Annotated in this window: 16 protein-coding genes; 13 read left to right on the top strand and 3 right to left on the bottom strand. The window is 45.4% G+C overall.

Annotated features, from left to right (window positions below):
* The first annotated feature begins 222 nt into the window (after window positions 1-222).
* The 8 genes from QNM19_RS07110 to QNM19_RS07075 all read left to right on the top strand — a co-directional run bounded on the left by QNM19_RS07110 (window position 223) and on the right by QNM19_RS07075 (window position 11,601).
* On the top strand, window positions 223-1,218 hold the full coding sequence (locus tag QNM19_RS07110; protein WP_049863082.1) for a hypothetical protein: 996 nt from the start codon (window positions 223-225) through the stop codon (window positions 1,216-1,218).
* A 426-nt stretch (window positions 1,219-1,644) separates the two neighbouring features.
* On the top strand, window positions 1,645-2,388 hold the full coding sequence (locus QNM19_RS07105) for a MipA/OmpV family protein (RefSeq protein WP_049863084.1): 744 nt from the start codon (window positions 1,645-1,647) through the stop codon (window positions 2,386-2,388).
* Window positions 2,378-3,445: an efflux RND transporter periplasmic adaptor subunit gene (locus tag QNM19_RS07100; RefSeq protein WP_049863085.1), complete on the top strand. Its 1,068-nt coding sequence runs from the start codon at window positions 2,378-2,380 to the stop codon at window positions 3,443-3,445. Before QNM19_RS07105 ends, QNM19_RS07100 begins: the two co-directional genes overlap by 11 nt.
* Window positions 3,446-3,448: 3 nt before the next feature.
* Complete coding sequence (locus tag QNM19_RS07095) at window positions 3,449-6,511, top strand: efflux RND transporter permease subunit (protein WP_049863086.1); 3,063 nt, start codon at window positions 3,449-3,451, stop codon at window positions 6,509-6,511.
* Between the two features lie 41 nt (window positions 6,512-6,552).
* The gene (locus tag QNM19_RS07090) at window positions 6,553-7,218 is read left to right on the top strand and encodes a response regulator (protein ID WP_049863087.1); all 666 of its coding nucleotides are present in this window, start codon (window positions 6,553-6,555) and stop codon (window positions 7,216-7,218) included.
* Window positions 7,215-8,576 (top strand): sensor histidine kinase, encoded by a 1,362-nt coding sequence (locus QNM19_RS07085; protein ID WP_049863088.1) that lies wholly within the window; start codon window positions 7,215-7,217, stop codon window positions 8,574-8,576. The genes QNM19_RS07090 and QNM19_RS07085 overlap by 4 nt, the downstream gene beginning before the upstream one ends.
* Window positions 8,577-9,095: 519 nt before the next feature.
* Window positions 9,096-10,544: a P-loop ATPase, Sll1717 family gene (locus QNM19_RS07080; protein ID WP_284026530.1), complete on the top strand. Its 1,449-nt coding sequence runs from the start codon at window positions 9,096-9,098 to the stop codon at window positions 10,542-10,544.
* Window positions 10,545-11,118: 574 nt separating this feature from the next.
* Window positions 11,119-11,601 (top strand): DUF6265 family protein, encoded by a 483-nt coding sequence (locus QNM19_RS07075; protein ID WP_284026529.1) that lies wholly within the window; start codon window positions 11,119-11,121, stop codon window positions 11,599-11,601.
* 431 nt (window positions 11,602-12,032) lie between these two features.
* Here the strand turns inward: QNM19_RS07075 and QNM19_RS07070 are convergent, their stop codons facing one another.
* Complete coding sequence (locus tag QNM19_RS07070) at window positions 12,033-12,212, bottom strand: hypothetical protein (RefSeq protein ID WP_049863092.1); 180 nt, start codon at window positions 12,210-12,212, stop codon at window positions 12,033-12,035.
* Between the two features lie 1,049 nt (window positions 12,213-13,261).
* On the opposite strand from QNM19_RS07070, the gene QNM19_RS07065 reads away from it, so the two are divergent.
* Window positions 13,262-13,618 carry a hypothetical protein gene (locus tag QNM19_RS07065; RefSeq protein WP_284026528.1) on the top strand — a complete coding sequence of 119 codons (357 nt, stop codon included), beginning with the start codon at window positions 13,262-13,264 and terminating at the stop codon, window positions 13,616-13,618.
* Between the two features lie 545 nt (window positions 13,619-14,163).
* On the opposite strand, the gene QNM19_RS07060 is transcribed toward QNM19_RS07065, so the two are convergent.
* Window positions 14,164-16,227: a winged helix-turn-helix domain-containing protein gene (locus tag QNM19_RS07060; protein WP_049863095.1), complete on the bottom strand. Its 2,064-nt coding sequence runs from the start codon at window positions 16,225-16,227 to the stop codon at window positions 14,164-14,166.
* 145 nt (window positions 16,228-16,372) lie between these two features.
* Between QNM19_RS07060 and QNM19_RS07055 the strand changes: the two genes are divergently transcribed.
* The 3 genes from QNM19_RS07055 (at window position 16,373) to QNM19_RS07045 (ending at window position 19,800) form a co-directional block, all read left to right on the top strand.
* Complete coding sequence (locus QNM19_RS07055) at window positions 16,373-18,673, top strand: CocE/NonD family hydrolase (RefSeq protein ID WP_049863096.1); 2,301 nt, start codon at window positions 16,373-16,375, stop codon at window positions 18,671-18,673.
* A 346-nt stretch (window positions 18,674-19,019) separates the two neighbouring features.
* Window positions 19,020-19,265, top strand: a complete 246-nt coding sequence (locus QNM19_RS07050; RefSeq protein WP_049863097.1) for a hypothetical protein — start codon at window positions 19,020-19,022, stop codon at window positions 19,263-19,265.
* Between the two features lie 103 nt (window positions 19,266-19,368).
* The gene (locus QNM19_RS07045) at window positions 19,369-19,800 is read left to right on the top strand and encodes a hypothetical protein (RefSeq protein WP_156202143.1); all 432 of its coding nucleotides are present in this window, start codon (window positions 19,369-19,371) and stop codon (window positions 19,798-19,800) included.
* A 417-nt stretch (window positions 19,801-20,217) separates the two neighbouring features.
* On the opposite strand, the gene QNM19_RS07040 is transcribed toward QNM19_RS07045, so the two are convergent.
* Window positions 20,218-22,050 (bottom strand): peptide-N-glycosidase F-related protein, encoded by a 1,833-nt coding sequence (locus QNM19_RS07040; RefSeq protein WP_049863099.1) that lies wholly within the window; start codon window positions 22,048-22,050, stop codon window positions 20,218-20,220.
* A 549-nt stretch (window positions 22,051-22,599) separates the two neighbouring features.
* On the opposite strand from QNM19_RS07040, the gene QNM19_RS07035 reads away from it, so the two are divergent.
* Window positions 22,600-25,095, top strand: coding sequence for a GH92 family glycosyl hydrolase (locus tag QNM19_RS07035; RefSeq protein ID WP_284026527.1), 2,496 nt, complete (start codon window positions 22,600-22,602; stop codon window positions 25,093-25,095).
* Window positions 25,096-25,179: the final 84 nt, after the last annotated feature.

Genomic DNA, 25,179 nt, shown 5'->3' with positions numbered 1-25,179 from the left:
TTTGTGAGATCACTAAGTGGCGTCGATTTGCTGTTGTTAAATAACACATAATTCGATAAATGATTGCTCAATCACCGCGCAAGTATAGTGACATAAAGCCTTCAAAATTACTTTTGAAACACTGCACTGCAGGCCTGTACAATATAGGATATTGCCAAGTTAAAAAATCAGCGCGTTCTGAGTAAAGTTTAGTGTTAAGTACTACATCAAAAGGAAAGGTGTATGAGTGACTCGATAAAGTCAAAAGTCCCAGTGATATTTCTGCTATGTATTTCAATCTGGTGGGGGGTCTATTACCAATCAGATAGCTGGCTAAATGATTATGGTCATGCAAACTTTGAGTGGCTATATCTTTTAGATGCGTTGCTTGTACTACCCATCTTGTGCTTCTTCTGTGTCAAGAATATTAAGCAAGCCTTGCTAAAAGCGGTTGTCCTAGTGTGTTTGGCTATTTTGGTGGGGAGTTATATTATTCCCGAACACAGCAAACTGCTTTGGCATTACCTTGAAAGCGGCCGTTATATTGTTTTAGCGGCAATTTTGTTGCTCGAGCTGGTGGCAGCGATCACCGTATATTTTTCAATTAAGGTTGCCATCGGTCAGCTCGAAGACCCGGATAAAGTGATTGAAGCATCAGTCAATAGGTATTTGGGTGACAGCACTTTGGCGAGGTTATTTACCTTCGAAATACGGATGTGGACTTTTGCGTTCTTTGCAAAGCGAGTAAAAGCAGAGCACTTTTGTGGTGAGCAGCACTTTACGTATCACCAAAAAGATGGCGCAAAGAGTAACCTACTTGGGTTCATTTTCTTGATTGTCCTCGAAATGCCGATAATGCATTTATTTTTACATTTTGTCTGGTCACCATTGGCTGCGAATATTGCGACTTTTCTTACCTTTGCAAGCTTGGTCTTTTTTGTTGCTGAGTATCGCGCAGTGTCCCGCAGACCGGTCTCTTTGGTTGGTAATGAGCTAGTTATTCGTTATGGCCTGTTTCATTCGTTTGTTATCCCTTTAAAAAACATCGCCAAAATACAACCACATGATGAATATGTGGCAAGAGGCCAGTGCGTAAAGCGTTACAATTACGCTGGTAACCCGAATGTCAAAATTGAGTTGGCTGAGCCGCAAGGCGAGGTGGAATACATTTTTATCGGTCTTGATAATCCAGCACAGTTTATTTCAGCCGTAATAAAGCGCGCTGGTGCGAACGAGTAGTAAAGTGGTAGGCATGCCCTGCGAGTCAATAATTCATTCAATTAGCGAGAAGCTGCTTTCAGGCAAGGTATGTCAGGTCTGAAGGCGGTGACGAATAAGGTTGAGCTTTTACTTCCCGGCTCACATTAAAAGTGTGCTGCCAAAACCTAATGAATAAGCTGTTGGCGTTTGTGGCTGATTGGCAGGCTAACAGTTCGTTATCGGCCTGTATTTTAAACAAGTTAGTAAGTCTCTTCACAGGCATCGACACAGTCTCATAGCTATTTACGATACCTTAAGATCAACCTGTGCCTCGATTATCTCAAGTCATAATTTTCAAAAAATTACTGCGCTGTAAGTTTCAAGAAAGTTTGTTCCCTTAAGTTTTACTTAACCCCGGACAAATGAGTTGTCCGATACAGTAAGTTTGACTAACGGAGCACGGTAATGAACAAAACACTTTCTTTGATTTCTCTGGCATTTATGAGCTTTTCTACTCTGGCTGACGACCAGGACCAAGGCACTCAATGGGGGATTGGCGCAGCAATTGTCTCTCAGGATCAGGGCTATACAGATGTTGGCAATGAGACCATTCTGGTGCCGGCTTTGGCCATTCAGTCTGGTAATTTTTCATTATTAGGTCCGCGTGGCAGCTATAAAGTCTGGCAGCAAGAAAATATAGAGTTTTCGGTTGTGGGTCAGTTGCGGCTGGATGGTTACGAAGAAGCCGATGGTGACATTTTTCTGGGCATGGAAGACAGGGACATGAGTTTCGACTTTGGGTTTGAAGGGGAGCTGGACACTGAGTTTGGCGAGTTTGGCTTTTCTTTTATGCACGACGTGACCAGCACCCATAAAGGGTATGAGGCAAGTGTAAGTTATGGCGTACCATTTAATGTAGGCGATGGCCGCATCGTGCCCTATGTGTCTGCCAGTTATCTGAGTGAAGATCTGATTGACTATTACTATGGTGTTCTACCCAACGAGCAACGCGTCGGGCGCATGGCTTATGTGGGCGAAGCAACCATGAATGTTGAGGTGGGTGTCTCCAGTGATTGGTTTTTTGGTAAAAACCATATGATTAAGGCTGACCTGAGCTACACCGCCTACGGTAGCGAAATTGAAGACTCTCCATTGATAGATAAATCTGGTGCTGCGCAACTATTGCTGGGGTATGTATATGTTTTCTAAACCTCTTGTTCTGCTGAGTCTGATAGCTCTGCTTGGCTGTCAGGACCAGCAGCGTGACGCTTATACAGAGGCTGATTCTAATCAGCCAGCTAACAGTCAGTTAGCCACTGTGTTGCCTGAGCGGGTTGTGGACGTACCAAAGAAAGTATTTTATGGTCAGATTGAAGGCGCAGAAGACACTCAGCTGGCTGCGCTGAAATCGGGTCGGGTAGAAAAGCTCTGGGTTCGTGCCGGGCAGTTTGTGACTCGGGGCACAGCCTTGATGGAGCTTTACGACCCCGTGGCCTATGCGCTGCTGGATCAGGCCCGGGCTGAGCTCCAGCGGGCAAATGCAGCGTTTACCAATTCCCGAGCTGAATTCGAGCGCGCTGAGGCTTTGGTAAAACGTAACCTGCAAACTCAGTCTGAGCTGGACAAGCTTCGTCGTGACCTGGATATGGCTTATCAGCAGATAAATAAGGCACAGGCCGAAGTGAATGCCGCGCGCAATCAACTTGCGGAGCTGACCATCAGCGCACCATTTGATGGGGTGGTGAGCGATCTTCTGGTACGTAAAAAAGAGTACGCCGACGCTGGACAAACGGTAATGAACTTTCAGGCGGCCGATGCGTTACATGCCCGCTTTGCAATCCCCGAAGAGGTGGCCTTAAAAGTCGATACACAGCAGCAGGTAGAGGTATTCGTGCCCGCGTTAAATGAATCAATTAAGGGGGTAATTGTAGAGCGTGTACTGCCGCTGGGGTCTCGCTCTCCTTTCTTTTTTTTGAAAGTCCAACTGGCAGCACATGAGCAAAGCTGGATGGGCCTGAATGTACAATTACAAATTCCGCTTTCAGATCAGCGCTTATATCAGCTGCCTGGCGGGGTCCTGCATTATGATGAAGCAGGTCAGCCTTATCTCGTGCTGCAATCGAGCCCTGAACGACGCCAGTACGTGCAGGTCGTAACGGGGCGAGCCAATCATATATTGGTAAGTAGTGCAGAAGCGCTTGAATCACCTGCACTGGTATTTGCAGACAGTCGTACGCTGCAAAACCTCTCGCTTTATAAGGAGTAAGTTGTGAATAGAACGCCCTGGTTTGTCAACCCACGCCTTATCCTGGGTTTGATATGTATTGTGTGCCTTGCTGGTGTGGGGGGCTGGTTTAGTGCTCCTGAGCAGGAAGACCCCACCTTTCCATATCGCAATGGTCTGATTGTGCTCAATGCCAGTGGCCTCGAAGCCGAGTCTTTGGCACAGCGTTACATTCGCCCGCTGGAGCGTGTGTTAGCACAAATAGATGAGATTCAGGCTTACAGTGCTCAGGTAAAACATGGCACTGCGTCACTGGATATTGAGTTAAAAGAAACCGTTTACAATACAGATCAGGTCTGGCAACGGATCAAAGAAAGTATTGCGCCAATACGCCAGAGTAATCCGACGTTGTCGATGACCATCATGGATCGCGTGCAGGACACCCAGGGTATTTTTTTGTCAGTGCGCAGCCAGGGAGATTTGTTGCAGGAGCGCCAACTTGCCATTGCGCTGCGCGACCAGCTATTGGCACTTAGCACGGTACGCAATGCACAGCTGGTGGGCGATCCGGGCCAACAGATTGCGGTGGCTTTTTCACAGCAGACTCTGCAGCAAACGGGTATCACCCCCTTGCAGATTGCACAGCGTATAGCAGCGGCTAACAATACAGATTCGGTGGCCAGCCTCACCGGTGACCGAGCTAACCTGATCTTATCTCCAGTGGCTCAACTAGACTCTACCGATGAATTGAAAAATACTCTGATAGCAACGGCTCAGGGTCAGCAGTTACCCCTATACACTGTGGCTGATGTCCATTATCGTACCGACCCTAAAGCCCGGGAGTCTTTCTGGGTGGATGGTCAGCAGCAACTAGGCGTTGCGGTGACTCTGGTACCTAACCGGATCCGCATTGCGAAGGCAGGAGAGCAGATCACCCAGCTGGTTGAGCAGTTTAATCAGATCCATGGCGCAGAGACCGTGAGCATTGAGTTATTCCAGCCCAAGTGGGCCAAAAAACGCAAAGATGCCCTGATGCAATCTTTAATGCTTAGCCTGATTGCCATTGCCGCTATTTTGTTTATTTTCCTGTCCGCAAGTGGGGCTGCCAGTGTATGCATTGCGGTGGTGGCTATCACGCTATCTTCCATCGCGGCATTCAGTGCGATGGATGGGGTGTTACACCAGATGACGATTGCAGGACTTATTTTGTCTCTTGGTCTGATGGTCGATAATTGTATTGTGGTTGCCGAACGTTTTAATCGCCATATATCGTCTGGTACCAACCCTTTGCACAGCGCCATCCAAAGTATCCATGAACTATGGCGCCCTTTATGCGCGGCCACCGTGACAACGATAGCGGCATTTTTACCTATGCTCATGGCCAAGGGCAGTGTGGCAGACTTTATTGCCAGTATTCCGGTAATGGTCATTTTGTGTATTGTTGCCAGCTACGCGATTGCATTGACATTGGTGCCGTTGCTTAACCGCTATTTGCCTGTGCGCAAACTGGGAGCGTCACGTTGGCAGCAGCAGTTGCAACAACGCTTGGAGCAGGGCGCTTTGGCTTTATCGCAGTTTACGTTGCAACATAAAGCGCTGACTTTGGTTGCTGCTTTTGGTTTATGCGCTGGATTAATGTCATTGCCACAAGCTGATGGCGAGTTTTTTCCAAAAACCAACCGCAATCAGGCCATTGTGGATGTAGAGCTGCCGATGGGCAGTCATAAACTATATACAGCCAGCATATTGAACCAGATTGCTGAGGACATTAGCGCCCGAGCGGACGTCCAGCGCACCTTAGTGTTCAATGGCTTTTCTGGCCCGAGGTTTTACTACAATTTGGCGCAAAAGCCGGATGAAAGCCATATTGGCCGTGTGGTACTCACTGCACAAGCCAATACAGATATGGCTCAGTTGGTTGAACAGCTTAACACCAGCTTGCAAAAAGCGTATCCAGAGGCCGTGTTGCGCGCCCGTGAACTGGGCCAGGGACCGCCATTAGAAAGTACTGTGGTTATGTGGCTAAGTGGTGAGGATTACGATGTACTTCGCCGTGCCGGTGAAGAGGTATTTGCCATGCTCAAAACAGATGCGCGCTTCGAAGCGCCGGGCAAAGATTACGCAGTCCCCGTTCCACAGTTGACGATGACGTTTGATCAGCAACGCCTTAGTCAGTTTGGTCTGACGGAAAGCCAGCTCAACGACTATCTGGCCTGGCGCAGTGCTGGGTTGACGATGACGCAAGTGAGTTTTAATGATGAGCCAACCGCGGTGGTATTGTACGACCCGAATTCCAGCCATGACAACATGGACATGATGAATACTGGTGTACTCACGTCTTTGATAGACAAACCCGTACCAGTGCATGCGCTGGCAGATATTCAGGTGCTTGGTCAGCCGGCGCTTCTGGAACGCAGAAACGGTGTGCCCGTGGTTAAACTGATCAGTGAAGTGGCGCCCGGTGTGGATGAGACTGAACTACTCACTGAGCTGACACCAGCACTAACAGCCATTGCACAGCGCTATGGCCTTAAACTGGAGTTTGGCGGCGAAATGGCTGAGTCTGGTGAGGCCAATAATGCGCTGGTGAAAACGCTGCCGGTTGGTGCATTGCTACTTTTTATAGCCCTGATACTCCAGTTTAACTCACTGCGTTTAACCTTACTGGTGATGTTGAGTATTCCATTTGCCGTTATAGGTGCACCTGCCATGCTGAGTCTGGCACAGGTTCCGTTCGGGTTTATGTCAGTATTGGGTATTCTGGCATTAACAGGGATCGTGGTAAATAATGCTATCTTATTGATCGACGGTACTTTGCTTTACGTACAAGCCGGTCAAAATACTCAGGTTGCCATCATGTTATCGGTACAAAACCGGGTGCGTCCTGTTATAGTAACTTCGGTTACAACCATAGTGGGCATGCTGCCGCTAACGTCAGCCAGCAGCCCTTTGTGGCCACCGCTGGCATGGGCCGTTATTGGTGGGCTGATCACTTCTACAATACTGGTGCTGGTGGTCATCCCGGTATTACTGCAATTGCTGCTACCTAAATGTAGCAAGCACTCATCGGCAGATGTGCCACGCCTGGTAAATATATGCACGGAATAACGAGTAAAAGCACTGCAAAGTCAGACAATGGAGAACCTAGTATGCGCATTTTGATCACTGAGGATAACCTGCAACTGGCCAGTTTTATCCAGCAGGCCATGACTAAGGAAGGCTATGCTGCCGATATTGCCACCAGTGCGGGTGCACTACATGATCAAATGGCCCTGTGGCATTACGACGCCATTATTCTGGATCTGGGTCTGCCCGACAAAGACGGACTGGATGTGATAGCAACTCTGCGTGAAGCTGAAAACCCGGTGCCTGTCTTGATCTTAACAGCGCGCGGTAGTGTGGATGACCGCATTGCCGGGCTGGATTTGGGCGCGGATGATTATATCAACAAGCCCTTCGACATTGGCGAATTACTGGCAAGAATGCGTGCTTTGCTGCGTCGACCAAGCCAGTATACAGGCACTCTGTTGTCTCATGGCAATCTCGCCCTTGACCCTAAATCTCGCAGAGTGACGGTGGGTGGTGAAAACCTTTCTATGGGGAAAACCGAAGTGGCTATTTTGGAGTATCTGTTACGCCATGTTGGACTGACTGTTGGCAAAGACGCACTATACGATGCCATTTATGCGATGGGGTTTGAAGTAACTGACAACGCTTTGCAAGTAGCGGTACACCGAATACGCAAAAAGCTCGATGGCACAGAAGCTGGTGTGACCATTAAAACGCTTCGCGGCATAGGATATATACTGGCATGAAGATCATAAAAAACTCGCTTGCTCGCAAGATTTACCTGCATTTTATACTAATTGGCTCTGTCGTATTTACCGGCATTGGTGTGATCTTACATTTGTTTTCGATGAACTATGCCAACCTGGCGCTGGAAGTCAGTATGAAGGGGATGAGCGAAGATGTCGCAGACGCACTGCGTTTTGAACAGCAGCAGCTGATATATGCTCCTGATAGCGTGATTGAAAAATGGGGCTATGATGCCCTGTATAATAACTTTGCGTTTCGTGTTATCCGTGCAGCGAATAACGAGGTGTTGCTTCAGTCTGTAAGCAATGAGCAAGGTTCGGCTGCGTTTGAAGCGCTGAGCGAAACTATTCCGGTTGGATATTCTCATTTGGCGGGTGTCGATCGATTTCGCACCGAACTCACTCTGAATGGCCAGGCGCTGCTGCTGGATATGGCACGCAATGATTTGATCACCGAGCTGGCGAACGAAGCTGTGATACCGGCACTTAACCGGGTGACCGCCATTACCATTTTTGCGGCATTTGGTGTGTTTATGCTGGTCGGGTATTTGTCTGTGCGCTCAGTGGTGCAACCGGTAAAAACCGTGGCAGGCCAGTTAAAGCAGATCAAACCTGAGCAACTGAGCTTCAGGCTCAGTAATGAAGGCCTGCCTTATGAAATTCAGCCCATTGTGAATTCACTTAACCAGGCAATGGAGCGGGTAGAGGCCGGCTTTGATGAGCAAAAGCGATTCGTGGCAAACGCGGCCCACGAACTTAAAACGCCACTGGCTGTGTTAAACACCCGGGTTCAGCTTGCTGATATTGCGCCCCAGATCCGTGAAGAAATTGTCAACGATGTGGCGTACATGACCCGGGTGGTGCAGCAGCTACTGGACCTTTCCCGTGCGCAAAACTTTGTGGTGTATAACAAAGTACCGGTGAGTTTGTCGGCACTGGCGCAGGAAGTGTGTATGATGCTTGCCCCATTAGCACTGCAGTTTGATAAAGAATTAAGCCTGGATGCGAACCCCGAAACAGGTCAGATCCTGGCTGACAAAGCCGCCGTGCACATTATGATCAAAAACCTGGTCGAAAACGCCCTAAAACACTCGCAGGATAACGCCAAAATTCAGGTAAAAGTGACCACTACTGAGCTGGAAGTAAGCGACAATGGCCCGGGGATCCAATCACAGTATTACGATCGTCTGTTTGAGCGCTTCTGGCGACAAGAGCAATCCACCCTGACCGGCAGCGGATTGGGCCTTTCTATCGTCAAAGAAGTGGTTGATTTTCACAATGCAAAACTCAGCGTTACCTGCAAAAACGAGCATGGCGGTGCAAGCTTTAAAGTGGTGTTTACTGAGCAAAATGCTTAGTGTGTTAGATTGATTATGGGGAACCGGGCAAAGGCGTTGTTGTCATTTCCTTTGCTTTCGTTCCTGCGGCCCGAGAGTTGTGTCAAGACAACATTGTAGTTGCCATTGAACAATGGCTAACATTCTTCAGCGTCATGCCGGACGGCTTGTGATCCGGGTTCTGCTTATATACAAAGCAATAATTTTTCTATGCAAGTTTAGAGCAGAATTATAAACCCGTATACGAGTCGTTCAAACTTACTCCGCGTCTTATTTTTCCATTTCGCAAAAATCTATTACGAGCTCGTCATTCTCATATGTGAATGAAAAGCATGAGCTTAGGAATACCAGATAGCAAGGCTAAACCCCTAATTTATCTAGAGGTTCGGTTCCTATAAATTGCAGTAGGCTTGAAGACTGAAGCTCTAAGTGATAGGTTGTTTAAAATGTTAAATTTAATTTAAGTTTTGGTTTTTTGGTTTACAACAGCACTCATGTGCTGATAGTTCCAGAGAATATTTTTAAGGAGAAGAAAGTAAGATGATAAGACTTGATGACAAAAAGCTTTGGGGTAATGAAGCTGCGGATGATGAAACCCCGGAGGTGCTAAGATCTTATTTTATCTTTCATAAAAATTATGATGAGTTCTTTGATGATGATGAGAGACTCGTTATTGCTAGGGCGCAAAAAGGAATGGGAAAATCTGCCCTAATTAATAGGTATGCCGACAAGTTAGAAAGCGAAGGCGAGCCAATTGTATTAAATATTAAGGGGGCTGACTTAGTCGCTCAAAAAGCAGATGTTGAATTGAACTCCAGTGAGTATATATATGATTGGCAACAAAGGATATGCATGGCCATAAACAGAGAATTGGGAAGTAGAATTGGCTTTGCGGCGAATGATGATGAAATACTATTGGTGGAAAATTCAGAGCTCTTAGGATTCAAAAGAAGAAATTTGTTAGGAAGCTTAATCTCAAGATTGAAAAATAAGATAGGTCCAATTCAGTTAGAAAAGATTGGAGTTGCTGACCAAGAGCAAATATTAAAGCGGGTGATGGGCGACAAAAAAAGAGAGAGAATTTATCTGCTGATTGATGATATTGATGCAACGTTCCACTCCACGGATAAAGAGTGTTTAAGGCTGTCTACTTTCTTTTCTGCTTGCCGAGATGTCGTAAGGAATTTTCAAGGTGTTTACATAAGGATAGTTATTCGGAGTGATGTGTGGGCAACTATTAGAAAATCCGATGAAGCTTTAGATAAGGTCGAGCAATATATATTTGATTTGAAATGGAGCAACAAAGAAATGGGGGCGTTACTAGGGGGGCGCGTTTTAAGTTATGAAGGGAGAAAAAACAACTCGGAAGTTTCACTCGATGATTTAAGGCAAGAAACTTGGAAAGGTGCTTTGGGAAAGGTGATGGAAAACCCGTTTCCTTGGGGAAGTGGCACAGCTAATAATTTTAGAATAATTCATACTTACTCTGCAGGGCGTCCAAGGTGGGCTTTGCAGCTTTGCAAAATGGCTGCAGATGAAGCAATAAAGGTTAATCAAAATGATACTACGCAGCCGCGCATTAAATTTGGCCATATAAAGCAAGTTCTAGAAGAGTACGGCCAATTTAGGTTGGATGATGCAACAAGAGAGCATATACATCAATGTAACAATATATCACTAATAGTGAATAGCTTCTCATCACAGAGATATAGATATAACACCAGTCAACTATTGAGATTCATAAAGGATAGTGTACTTAAAAATATGAATGTTCTGGTTGATGGTGAGGAGATTGAGGAGCCTCAGCAACTAGCGCGCTTCTTATTTAAAATTGGCTTCATTATTGGAGCAAAGCATGATGGAAATGGGCTGGTCTATTCAACGTTTGAAGATAAGCCTGATTTGTTGCAAAACTATTCAAATATGGATGATGGACTTGATTGGGTAATTCATCCATCATTTCAAGCGGCTTTAGGCGTTTCTAAATAAAGCCGCCGAATAGGCTTGGTAAGAGACTATTGCGTCGGTGGCTTAACCTTACATTTGGCGTTTCTCGCTCGGTATCGTCTATGAATCTTGAGTTTTGGTTAATGACCATTTTTCTCACACAGTCGATTAAGGCCACATTTTTATGCTTTTACCAAGCCTCATAAAGAACTATTCGAAAAAGCTCAAAGGTATGTACAGATATATCCATTTTCTTTAGCGACAAATCAAAGACACTCAAAAAGGCTCAGTGGTTAGAATCCATCATTAAAGCAAAAGTTGTCACAGGAATTGAGGCACACTGAACGAGACACGAAGTGCTGCTATTTGGTCCGTAAACACATTGGTCACTCTTCATCTGCTGATGACAGTAGTTGGGTTAATTTAGAATCGCAGCGGTTGTGTTTTTATGTTGCTAAACAAACATAAATTAAGTCTAATAAATGTACAGTATACGTTGTGCAGGTTGTGGTGGGCCCATGCGGTGGAGAAAATAGATAGTCTTTTTAATCGAGGAACTATGTGCACTACGTTCTCAAGCGTTCGAAAAACCTAATTATCAATGGAGTTGATCACCATGTCGAAACTGATGAGTTTGGTGTTACTTTGTTTGGCTTTTCAATCCTCGGCCAAAGAGGAAGTATGTAATACATTGAATTCAATGAATTGGCTGCTAGGCAATTGGCACTCTGAAAACAGCAAATTGAAATTCAATGAATCATGGAGTCAGGTCAGTGAGAAAACATTTGAGGGCTATGGTCAAACGTATTCAATTGTTAAAAGCAAAGTTGTGAGCGCCGAAACGCTTCGACTGGTTGAAATGTCAGGAGAGGTTTTTTATTTGGCCAAAGTTGCCAGTAATACATTACCAACAGCCTTTAAATTAATAAGTTGTGCTGATGATTCTGTGGTATTCGAAAATTCACGGCATGATTTTCCCAACAAAATTAGGTATCAGTTGAACAAAGACAAGAATATTACAGTCTTTGTCTCAGGAGAAGACGGTAAGGGTTTCTCAATAGAGTTCATTGGCAAAAGCGGGAACGCTAGTCGTGAGTGAGGAACACAGGTAACCAGTGAAAAAGCAGCTGAAGAATTATGGAATGCCAGATACTGTGTTGAGTACAGGATATATTGGCTAAGATAATTCAATCATAAGGTCGTTAAGTTGTGATTTTACTCGATAGCTGAATATTCATTTTTTCTGCCAGTCAACTATTAAAAAGTAGGGTTAGAAGTCAGTATTAATATAAAAAAGTTACATTTATATTCGTTTTACTTAAATAGTTGAGTGCTTTGGCTGATTTCAGGTTTCTCTGACACTTATTACCAAATTTACCAGTGCTAAGCATTGAACATTTGGCGACATTTACTTCATGTGATTCTTCTGAAGTAGGGGCGGTTATTTTAAAACTGCGCTAGGAAGAATCATCTGGATATCTCCCGGAAGCGCAGTAGGTGGGCTTTAACCTGTGTTATAGATAACTAGTATTATTTAGTCACACAGCCGTGCCAGCCACCATTTGTCCAACAAATCACAGGGTTTGATGGGTTGCATTGTGGGTAGACAGAGATCTCTGCACCACCCGCAACTTGTGGCGTCGCTTGATTAGCAAGCTGATTGCTTTCATTAAGTGTCTTTAGGTTTTTCTTTTTTAGTTGTACTTTCATTTTATATTTCCTTATTTTAGATTGTTTATTTTTTAATTATAAAATGAACCCTGAACGTGATGCTAACGCTGACTTTTGCTCAACAATATGCCAGGGCCTGTTTGTACAATAACTAAGTTTTTTGGTAATGAAAAGTTATATTTTATTTAATTTTTTGAAATTGTCGACTTTAGGTACAGTTTGTTATTTAGGAACCTTAATGGGTACTTAAAGTGTATTTGAGTTGAAGTAAGATGAAAAACATAGGTACCCGTGAGGGTTTACAGGCATCTCCAGAAAACCACTGTTGAAACTGCCGAAGACGGTGAGGGCTTTGTTGCAATTGTCCAGTAGCTGATACGATTTTCTGTCCAAGTTCAATTTCTATGTCTGATTTTGATAATTGATCACGTACAACTAAATTCGCTCAATCAATATAGGAAACAACAGTCTTTTTGACTGACTTAAACGACATGTTCCCTAATACTTCATCAGGTCTAAGCCAACACCATAACCGAGTGTAAAAGTGAAAATATTTATCAACTCACTGATTTTATAAAGAAAAGCTCGAGGCGTGGAGTGGTTGAACGCGAGGTAAAAGAATTGCCAACGTATAAATTCAACAACTGTTATTGTTGTTTTTAAGAACTCTTCCTGTGAATAAGTGAGCAGTGTAAAGAACCATACGCTTCTATTCCACCCTGGAGGTCCTCAGTACAACGCTGTACATGGCAAGCTACAGGTGTTGAAAATCAGGTAAAGAACTGACTTCGAAAGGAGTAAATGGCTAATGTAACACTCTTCAGTGGAGCGAAGAGAGGTTGCTGTGTGCTTTAGCTAAATAAAGTCGGCTCTGACAACGTTAAGGAAATCGATAGCATAAGGCTGGCGGCTGTTCGAGATAATAGCTGACACTCGAAGGAGGCATGCATAGTAAGTTTATTAAAACCAGCTCGATATCGGGTGAGTCTTTTGAAGCGAGCAGGTAGTAGCTCCACGCAATAAAGGGTTGTATAATATTCCACCAAAAGATGAGTGTTATATTTTTCAGAGGTTATAAAGGGGTTCTTATGAAAAGAGTAAAAGCATTTGTTTTATTACTCGGTATGACAACAATGGGTAGTGTACATGCTACAGAATATTTTAGAGAAAGAACAATTATTGGCGCTGGAGTTTACTTCAGTGGTTCAAAGAGTATCTTATTCGTTAGTATAGACGGTGATAAATCTGGTATGTCTCCATGCGCCACAACGCGACGTTTCGCAATCGATGATAGTATGCCAAATTTTGATGAAATGGTGAGTATAGCAATGACAGCGTACGCGACAGGTGAGAAGTCAGTCGATCTAGCTGCGAGTAAAACGTGCAACCACTGGGGTAATGCTCAAGATTTACTGGGTATTAAAATTGGCTCAATGGTATGGTAAACGAAAACATCGGTTGACCTTAACTTTTGGCATGTGGCCCGACTCAACAGACTTTAACCAAACACGGTTAGCTATTGAAATAAATGCATAGGACCACATTGAAGCCAGTTAATATATCTCTGGCGCGGAACTAACCTAGCGGTTTCGTGCTTGGGCCCTTCACAGCGAAGCCCAGATTTTCTGAGCATTGCCACAGAGCGAGATCGAAGCGCTCCGAAAAAGAGGTATTTTTGAACTTTGCTCTCCTTGTATGGGATGCACGAGATTGGAGCTTTGGAAGCTATCAGGCTCAGATTATACTGGGCGCTGTCCAGGAGGGAAGTGCCAGCGCATACGTGGTTGTCAGAGATATTATTCATCCCCACCATGAGGCTATGGTATACACGTTAGTTTTAGAATCAAACGTATGGCGGTTAATGCTGCCAAGAATTATCAAGGGTTCTTTAACACTCTATGAAAGAATGGTTGATAGTAAATAGAGTCGGCAAGGTGTAGTGTCATATGAATCTTCCGCTAAGTTCATACCTGCCGGATATTTTTACTTTCTACCTGTGCTCTCCATTTTTTGAACTGTAAATATCAAAGTTTTCATAGTTGAGGGTATTGATAAGGATTTTATTATTGTACCAGTCAAAGTCGCTACTATCTGCTGTCGCGATGAGGCGTCTGGTTTGTTGTTGCTCATCATACTGATAGAGCGGATAGCGGCGTGCTGCTGCTTGTTGCCATAGCCAGGTATTTGCCTGCTTACGTAAGTTGAAGCGATACTGAACAATCAACGGAACCTGCTTAATGATGTCTGAGGTTACCGGTAAGTGAGTCAGGCCGGTGAAATAGTCACCATTATTATCCTGCCACACTGTATCTTCAGGGGTTTTAGCGAATGATACAAATTGCCATTTGTGTTGGGCGCTTTGCAGTTCATCTGTGCGAATATTGTAGTAGTGCACTTGCCACTTATCCGCGCTTTTTATACTGAAGGCAATGCTGTCGTTGTCTTTAACTGAGAGCCCGGCAATCTGTCCATGCGGCACTTTAAGTGTTTTGCTTAGACCCGTTTGGGTGTCTATCTGGAGAAGCTTATTATGGGCTAGAGCGAAGATAAAGCGGTTATCAACAGACCATTTTAAGTCAATAATATGCCCGACTTTGTCGAATTTTGAGCGCATACTTGCCGTTTTTGCCATCAGATCGTAAATCCATATTTGTTCGAGCCCGGAGGCCAGGCTGATATAGGCTACTTTTTGGCCATCACCGGAAAAACGCGCTAAGCGCTCATCAACGGACGTTACCCCAAGTGCTGTTTGCTCACTGCCATCTGCAGATAAATAAAGGATATTCTGATCACGGCTACCTGCACTGAACAGGTAGTCTTGCCCATTCGGGTGGCGTGTAGGCGTAGAAATGGCGTGGGTGCCTGTGTAAATTACAGCCGGGGATTGGCCGTATAAATCGTAGCTAACAAGTTGGTTAGCGGGGTAGTCGCTGACTGTAATGACTCTGTCTCCTGCATGGTTCCAGATTGCACAGCACGCATGTTGATCGAGTGTGAACAAGTGGGACAACTGGTTATGTGTTATGTCGAGTACAGACAGAGCTGGCCAGAGTTGGGCATCCGGAGCTGAAACAAGCAGTAAGTTCTGGGTCGGGTGCAGATCAAACTGACTGTTGCTACCTGGCATGGGGAGGGGTTGCGCCAGCCGCGTTTTTTCTCCGCTAGAGAGCCTTAAGCTGAATAAACTAACAGGACCACCCCGGTAAGCAGCTTCGCTGTATATCAGCAGATCATGATCGTGGGTAAAGATAATTTTGCCATAGCTACCGGTTGGACAATTATGGATAAGCTGCGGCGGGCCTAATTTTCCCGCATCAAATGTTCTTAAATAGTACTGGCAGCTGTTTGTTGTTGTCGCAAGATAGACCAGTGCTTTACCATCTTTTCGCCAGTCCGCAGGCCCTTCCCATGTATCCGGTCCATGATCCAGGTTTACCATCTCGCCCGTTATGAGTGATTTGAGTTTTAACACAATGCTGCCGTCGTAAGCTTCTGTAAACAGTAAATACTGCTCATCGGGAGAAAGTTGGGGGTATAACTCCAGTCCGGGTTCGCGGGTTAGTGCGTTTACCTTGTTTAGGCGCAGTGGGTCAGCAGTTGGCATAGACAGGTGAAGGAAATACGAAGCACCCAGAGTGCATATAGCTGTCATTAAAATTAGCATCACGTAGGTAAGTTTAATGCGCGTCTCTTTTTTCTTACTCGATACTTTCGTTGCGTCACTACTGGATTGCTCGTTGCTCGTAATGGCGCTGATACTGGCAATAAACTGATAGCCTTTTTTTGGATAGGTAACGATGAATGCAGGGCTGCGGGGATCGTCATTCAGCACTTTTCTGAGCTTAGTGATCACACGATTGACGGCGTTGTCAGTTACTATTCTCCCTTGCCACACGTGTTCGATCAGATCGTCTCTGGAAATAAGTGTGTGGGGGTTTTGGCAAAAGAATCGTAGTACCTCAGACACCATAGGCTCAAGTGAGGTTTTTTGTTCTTCCCAGGATAAAGTCAGGGTTTGGTCGCAAAAGGTAAATTGTTCAATCTGCCAGCGCATGCTTTCTCATTATTGTTTTTAAGCTATTGATATTTTTATATAAAAATTCCCAGGCAGCAAAAGTCATAAAAAGTTTCACGCTAATCACTACTTTAATGCCCGCCAAAAATACACTGCCTGTGATTTATTAAACAGGAAATCAGGAATGCACATTTTATCGAAATTAGCTGCGAAAGTAATTGTTCTTACAACAGTTTTAGCAGTATTGGGCATAGCTACTGTGTCATATGCGGCGGAGCGTACCCTATATCCAATACCGGAAATACTCAAAAGCGCAAAGCCATCGGGTCAGCCTAATGAGATATTGCTCTCAGATCCCGACAAGGTAGTAGCAACACTGTTAAAACTGGTCAACTTATTGCCTGAAAAAACAATGGCCTCCTTGTCTGCTGAAGAGCAGTTAAAGCTTAGCTTTGTTACCGGCGATACACCAGACCTGGCTAAGCTGTTCAGAGCTCACAAAACACAGACTAACCTGGTCCATTTTCGACTATATCATGAGGCAAAGACGCAATCGGGACAGACAGTGAGTGAGGCACTGATGGTCATGATTAGCGCGAAGCTGGCTTCTTTCGACAACAAGGCGTTATACCAATTTGATCAGGTATTAAGTGCATTAAATAACAGGGCCCAAAAGCAGCTTTTACACATGTTGATGAAGGTGAAAGAAAAGGCGTTGCTCTCTGAGCAGGAGCTTATCAAACTTGCCGCTGACATCGCGGACTACCAGGTTAGTCAGCTGGTATTTTCGACTGCACAGCCGTTGATAAATGCCCGATGGCAAAAGGAGTATATTATTGAACCTGCGCTGCTTGTGACAACGGCAGAAGGAATTGAGCATACCGTGACCGTTGTGCGCCCTAAAAACACCTCTAAAGCTTTACCAGCGGCATTTCAGCACACAATTTATGCGAACGAAAAACGGCATGTCCGCACTGCGATATATGCTGCTATGCACGGGTATGTCGGCATAGTCGCAAATTCACGGGGTAAGCGTTTAAGTACCAATAAAATTGAGCCCTGGGAGCATGAAGGGCGTGATGTACACCGACTCATTGACTGGATAAGTAAACAAGCCTGGAGCGATGGCCGGGTAGTCATGTATGGTGGCAGTTATAACGGGTTTACCCAATGGGCTGCGGCTAAACATCATCATAAGGCACTGAAAGCCATTGCTCCTTATGCCGCAGCGCATCCGGCATTGGGGCTGCCGATGGAAAACAATGTCTTTCTAACGGCCAATTATCAGTGGGCATTCCATGTAACAAATAACAAAACTATGGATAACAGAGAATATGCGGATGGCGCTCACTGGCACAGAGTAAATCAGACTTTATTCAAAAGTGGCCGGCCATTTAAGGACATAGATAAGATAGAAGGGCGGCCTAACCCCTTATTCCAAACTTTGTTGCGTCATCCTGCGTTTGATGAGTACTACAAAGCTATGGTGCCTTTCGGGCAAGACTTCGCCAATATCACCATTCCGGTTTTATCTGTTACGGGCTATTTTGATGGCGGGCAGATCTCGGCTATACACTACCTGACAGAGCACTATAAGTATAATCCTGATGCTGACCACAGTTTGCTGATCGGGCCCTATGACCATTGGACGGCGCAGACTGTGCCTGATACTCATGTGACGAACTATAAACTAGACCCTGTTGCGGGCCTCAAAAACACCGAAAAAGTTGTCTTTGAATGGTTTGATCACGTGCTGAATAACCGCCCGGCCCCTGAGCTTGTGCAAGATCGGGTTAACTATCAACTTATGGGTGATAACAGCTGGCACCATGTGAAAAGCTATACGTCACTTAATCAGCTGGGGATTGATTTTTACCTGGGGCGGCCCGGGTTGCAAGAGTTAGTAACGCAGCCACCAGAAGTGCTGGAAAAACACACTCAACTAGTCGATCTTGCTGACAGAAAAGTGCAGCACAATATTGATTTCATGAATATTATTCAGCCAGAGCTTCCTGGTGAAACCGGGCTGGTGTTTGTATCCGAGGCGTTCGAACAAGATATGAAATACGCAGGCGCACCGACGGGTCATTTTTCTATTTCGATCAATAAGCGCGATGTGGATATCGGATTTAACCTGTATCAGATACAGCCTGATGGCCGCGCATTTCATTTAGCTCATTACCGTAGCAGAGCCAGTTTTGCACGCGACAGTTCAAAACGTCAGTTATTAGTGCCGTATCAAAAAACCAGAATCCCTTTGGTGAATACACGTATGAGTGCTCGCAAATTGATCAAAGGTAGCAGAATAGCGCTGGTTCTGGATGTAAATAAGAACGAGCAGGCACAAGTTAATATGGGTACAGGCATGAACGTCAGTGACGAAACGATTGCAGATGCAAAAGAAAAGTTGCAACTGAATTGGTATACGGACAGCAAAATCCATTTACCCATCACAGCAATGGAAAAGGTGATTACAACGGAATGATATGTCATATGTGTTCTGGACTCAGGGAAAAGGCGCTGGTAATAATGGGTTTTTTATCGACAGTCCAGAAGCACCTTAACGTGTGAATAGGGGCGTTAAAAGTTCACTTCGAGTTGTATCGTCAGGGTGTCTTTTATATCTAGACGCGCAACTAAACTCGCCAGGATGGACAGCCCGTATAGACTATTTGGCCCGGTTCTTATGGGCCAAATAGCAGTGGCTTGAGGTGATAGTAAATTCTTGTTATATAAAGCACCTGGGTTAGCGTTCTGTTAAACAGAGCTTTGCAAAATAATGAGATTGATGTACTCACTGACATATTTTTAAACTGTCTAAGGAGCGGGTTATGGAAATAAATTACGGGTATGTTTTTGTCGCTATTGTTTTAATACTGAACATGTTGGTATCAGTCTTTATTGGCAGAAGGCATGATCTGGAAAGGTTTCAAAAAGTCGCGCAAATAATCATCGTTTGGCTAATCCCAGTTGTGGCCGCTATTGGTTTGTGGGTTTTTTATAAAAGCCAGGACGGTGAGGTTAAACCTGATAGTAAGAACTTTGGCGGAGGTGCCCAGGATAGTGGTGTTTCTTGAGGTGATTAATGAGCGGAAAAGATATGCTCGTTACTCTTAACTTTCTTTGTATATTGTTGTTTTCTAATTTCTCTTATAGAGGCGATGTAGTATGAAGTGTCTTATGATCTGTTTGTGGATAATGAGCTTCTTTTGTTTTGCCGGCAAGCCAATGACCCCGTCCAAAGCCTATCAAAATGCTCTGTCGCCAGAAGAAAAATCGATAACTCTGGAATATGAAGCTCTATTGAAAAAAGAGTTTTTCGAGCATTTAGATGTCTTATCTGCTGAAAAGCTCGAGTTGTTGCTGAAGCTGAGAGATTCAATCATATCGGATGGCGCTACTCGCTCACAGGCCCTGATTGATGTCAGGATTGCTCACGAAGCATTAGCGGTTTTTCGCTTTATCAGTACAGGTGAGCTGACAGGGTATCAAAGAACTGTACTCAAAAAGCTGGAGAGTTCAATTTCGGACAACAAGTTAGAACTTTCAGATAAGCGGCTAGAAAAGAAAATAGACGGGTTAAGGGAAGCAATTGAAAAACAGAAAGGTTAGCACTGTTTTGCAGTAGATTTTTACCCCAATTTTTGCGAACACCCATTCGAGTTTGCAAGCATAATGCCCGAGACAGTGAACTTAATCCCTAACGCATTTAGGTAGAGTCGAATGGAAAGAGCGAGTAGGCTGTTATCCATGATCACCAGAGAAATCTCACATGTATCGATACAGGGTGCTATGCGGATAAGTCTCCGGTTTAACCAGCAGCACGCTGAAGCGAAGGTCAAAGTGAAAGTAATTAATATAATCACAGGGAAACAGCTAAAAACAAGGTGATATCCTGACAGGAAGTCAATTCCGGCTTCATCAGTAAACCGCGCCAGAGCAAAATAGTTGGCAAGGGCGCGGCTCTTTTTAATAGCAGGACATATCACTCAATAGGTTTGTGTCCTTCATTGACGTTGTCTTGTTGAGTTACTCGTTTAAAGGACTACCGTCACAGTAGCTCACTGGCTGCCAGGCGTCATATTGGCCCGATTTGTCGGGTTGAAACCCATAGCTCCAGTGCCTGGCTCGATAAATGATTCCATGGTACGCCACCGGCGCATCACCTTTGCGGTAGGCTATGTCGCTTTGCCATGCTTGCGCTGCGCATCCGCCAAGTTTGTACCCAAGCGTGAAAGGGACAGAGAGCTTGCGGCCAAAGTCTGGTTGCAAATCATGGGTGACCGTTTTTCCGTCTAAGTCATAGGACAGATTCAGTGCGCCCTGGCCTTTACGATTATTGAAAAAAGGAAAAGCCAGGCCATCTCTGGCAGAGTCATACACAACTAACTCATAACATCCCGCCGGTTGTTCAAACTCCAACTCATGCCACTGCTGTGCATTGAAAGTATGCCAGGACTGTATGATATTTTGATGCCTGTCACGTAACTCCACTTTGGTTTCATCCGGGATTTTACCGGTCAGAATATTGAGCCTGGGTGTGTTGAATAATGATAACGGCATATGCATTAAGGCGTTAGCATCATTATTCGCCATGTTTTCATCTCCTTTCACCTCTGCACTGATGCTAATACGGGCCGTTTGTGTATCGAATTGGCCAAGATAGCGGGTAGGGATGCGTACTATTTTCGTGTCGCCGGGCTTGAGGTTACCCTGCCAGTCGTAAAAGTGCTGCTGTCGCCCGGCAATGCCGTAGTGAAACTGTACTGCATGGATGTCGGCGCTACCCATGTTCTTGATTTCAGCTTCAATGGCGCCGCACTGTATTCCAAATCGCTCAGGAGTCTGTGCATTGGGCGATACAATACGGGTTAGCGCAATATCGGTGGTTGCTGGCTTCTTTGCATAGGTAACCAGCACAGCATTAACAATGTATCGTGGTGCTGTATTGCCATACTGAGAGGGTTGCCAGCTGTAGCGTTGCCAGTCCAGATCAATTGTGTTGTTTGTTTGCGCGGTATCTATGTCATAACTGAATGGAACAACGGATTCACCAGGACACCAGTTGGAACGGGCGAAAATATAGGTGCCTCCCTGAGGAAAGGTCGCACTCATATCGCAATCTTTTCGCCATAGTTGCTGTTTTACAATTGTGTCGTTGTTGTGCTTAATGGTAAAGAAGCGGTCGCACCATTCTCCACATAGCTCCGGCTCACCTTGCGGGTTATCGAATGACAAAGCATGGCCGTGGGAAGATACGGTCATTTTTATTTCGGCGTGCTGTTCATTGGCCTTAAACTGAAAGGCGCGTTGCGTTAGCAAGGTATCAAAGTACTCTGAGGTTTTGTATGGCCAGCCTTCAGAGCCCGATTCATACAGCGGAATAGCCCTTAGAACCTCTTGCTTGTTGAATTCAGTGTCAGAGTATAGCTTTGCTGAAATGCCGAATGCTGATTGTTTGGCGCCCCAGCCACCATAGTGGATATTAAAGAGTCCCTTTCCTTGTAACACGGGGATTAAATGTGACACATCAAAGGTATAGGTACGCCGCCAGTTGCGGTCAAAACCATGCATAGCGCGTTGCATATAACCCGCATAAGGCGTGATCAATCTGCCCAGCTCATAACTAATACCGTGTTTCTGCCATTCAAATCGCACTGTGTAGTCCCAGTCGCTGCAGCCTTGACTCGCGCAGCCGAGTTCTATTTCAAGTAAGTGTCGGCCAGTATTCTCCTGACTCGCCAGTTCGACGGCAAATGTATGATCACCATGTTTGGTAAATGAGGTGAATGGCGTGAGCAGCTGCTCTTTGGCAAGTGCGGTAGTGCAAAACAGCAAAAGACAGATAAACCCGATTTTCATCTTTAACCCTTGAGTGTTTATTTACAAATATTTTACCACTGTGCCATATAAGGATACATAGGCATATCAACTTCTCGGTTTTGAGCTTGAAAATTATTAAAGTGGACCGGACTCCCAACATCAGAGCTTGTTATGGAAGAATGAAGGTGGTGTTGTACTGCCTCAGAGTGTGAAGCGTGTCGAACTTATCAGGTATACTGCCATTTACTCCTCTGGCTTTTTTCCAGGCCCGGTAGTTGAAAAGCATGTAAGCGCTGAGCGAAATCCTGTCTTATTTGATGGCAATTTGAGTTGGTTCTGGTTTTATTACAATCAGCTGTTTGATGGGTATTTTGGGCTATCTCAGCTTTGGTAGCACTGCAGCGGGTGATTGGTTGGTGCGAAGTGAAATTACCTACCGCGAGCGTCTCAATAATGCAGATTATCGCTCATAACCTTTAAATCGGCGCATTAAAATTGTGTAAATACTGTAAAGAATGGCAGTGTGATGGCCAGTTCACTACTACTATATCAAAAAATTGGAACGATCCATTTGGGTGGGAATCAGTAATGAAACAAAACAAAGTGGTCAGGCATCTGGCTTTAGTATCAGTATCATCCGCTATTTTAGCTGCGTGCGGGCAGGCACCCAGTCAAAGTGCTGGTACGCAAGTATCAGCAAATTCTAACTATGTCACAGACGTTGTATCCTATGTGGATCCCTTGATTGGGACAAAGGGGCCGTTTAACCACAGGCAGGCCGGTAATGTGACGCCGGGTGCATTGGTGCCATTTGGGATGTTTAATTTTGGTCCTGAGCATGCGTACACTGAAGATTTACTGGCCGAATCTGAAGGGATCTCAAAAAAAATCCAGCAGGAAAAGAAACGTGTTCCTGTATCCCCAGGCGGCTACAATTATCAGGCTAGTCGTGTAAAAGGGTTTTCCTTTACGCGCTTGTCCGGAACCGGTTGTTTAGGCGCCTCAGGTGATATTCCTGTGATGCCATTTACCAAAGACATAACATTTTCCCCTGCAACTGATCCAATCAATGCCTACTACAGCGCTGGTTTTAGCCATGATAATGAAACCGCTACACCGGGTTATTATCAGGTTGGCTTAGACAATGGTGTGAATGTTGAACTGGCCGCAACAACCCGCACGGGAATTGCAAACTTTACTTTTGATCAGGCAGACAACGCCAAGCTACTTTTCAGGACGTCATACTCACAATTGGGTAGCGGCGATGCTTATGTCAAAGTCGACGCTCAAAAAGGCGAAGTCACAGGGTATGTAACCTCAGGGAATTTTTGTGGTTATCTCGGCGAGCACAACCAAAGAGACTATTACACGCTGCATTTCGTCGCTAAGCTGGATAAAGCCATTGCTGGTTCAGGTGGCTGGAAAGATGATGAGGTATTTACAGGGCAAGACTCTGCCAAAGGGGGAATGGGCTACGGCGATAATGGCTGGCCGGATATAGGCAAAGGCTCAGGTATATGGGTTGACCTGGATATGGAGGCAGGTGAAACCGTACAAATGCGTGTTGGCATTTCTTATGTGAGTCTTGATAACGCCAGAGAGAATCTTGAAAAAGAACAGGCAGAGCAAAGTTTTGCTCAGGTTAGGACGCAGGCTCAGGCGGCTTGGGAAAACGCGCTGTCTAAAGTGAAAGTGGAGTCTGACGATACCAGCAAACTCAGAGTTTTTTATACTGCGCTGTTCCATAGCTTGTATCATCCCAACATCTATTCAGATGTGAATGGTCAATATGTCGGGTTTGATCAGCAGGTTCATACTGTTGAAGGGACCCAGACGCATCAGTATGCCAACTTCTCCGGGTGGGACGTATACCGCTCTCAGCTACAGCTCGTTACTTTGTTAGATAAAAAGCGTGGTAGCGATATCGCTCAGTCATTGTTTAATCAGGCGAGCCAGTATAACGGCGTATGGGACCGCTGGACCCACAACGCGGGAGCAACCGGTGTCATGAGCGGTGATCCGTCGACAATCGCGATTGCAAATTTTGTGGCATTTGGTGCTGATGATTTTGATGTGACAGGCGCGTATGACTCATTGTACAAAGCCGCGACAGAGCCTACAGTATTCGATTTGTCTGAGGTTGGCTGTCCGGTATTTTGTCGTGGTCAAAAACCCTCTTTGGATCAATGGCAGCAACTCGGATATATTTCAGACCAATCTAACAGCTGGGAAGGGGCATCGGAAACACTGGAACAGGCATCAAGCTATTTCTCCTTGTCTCAGCTGGCAGTACGCCTGGGTAAGCATGATGACGCTTCGCGTTTTGTGAATGAGGCAGGATACTGGCGCAATCTCTACAACCCGTCTGCTACTGAGTCGCTGGGCTATATTCAGGGGCGCAACAAAGATGGCAGCTGGAAAGACGAGTTTGACCCGTTTTCAGGTCATCTCTTTGTCGAAGGCAGCCCGGCTCAGTATTTATGGATGATCCCGCATGATGGGGCAGGACTGGCAAAAACTTTGGGCGGTGACAAAGCCATGATCCAAAGACTGGACAGCCATTTCCGCAAACCAGATGGCACCTGGGTTTTGTATCGTGATTCAGCGGAGTTTTCAGATGTCTCAAATCAGCCATCCATCTTGTCACCCTGGATGTATCTTCATACCTCAGAGGCATATAAGACACAGCAAACGGTGCGCGAGACCATGAAGCAGTTATGGCTGGATGCGCCAGATGGTATTCCAGGTCAGGACGACCTGGGTCAGATGTCATCCTGGTATGTGTTCAGTAGTCTGGGACTTTACCCTAAATACCCGGGCCGTGCCGATCTGGTTTTGTCCAGTCCTCAGTTTAAACGCGCACGCATTGGCAATCTGACGCTGAACGCACCGCAAGCATCAGACACGCATATTTATATAGACGTGCTTAAAGTCAATGGTAAAGCCAGTCTGAAGAGTTGGATTGATGAAACCTATATTAACCAGCCTGTCACTTTGGATTTTTCGTTGAGTGAAGCGCCTAACAAAGCGTTTGGCGGGGCTGCTGAGCACAGGCCACCGAGCTATGCGCCTTCTGTTCAATAACTGCAATATGAATAAGGTTGTAAACTTGACCAGAGGCAAGCGCGCCGCTGGCTGACAAAGAATATTCCCTATCAAAGCCCCGTG

The organism is Pseudoalteromonas ardens, from assembly GCF_030125445.1.
Lineage (GTDB): Bacteria > Pseudomonadota > Gammaproteobacteria > Enterobacterales > Alteromonadaceae > Pseudoalteromonas > Pseudoalteromonas ardens.
The sequence above is the reverse complement of the archived record's forward strand: the minus strand, read 5'-3'. Positions and strand labels throughout refer to the sequence as shown.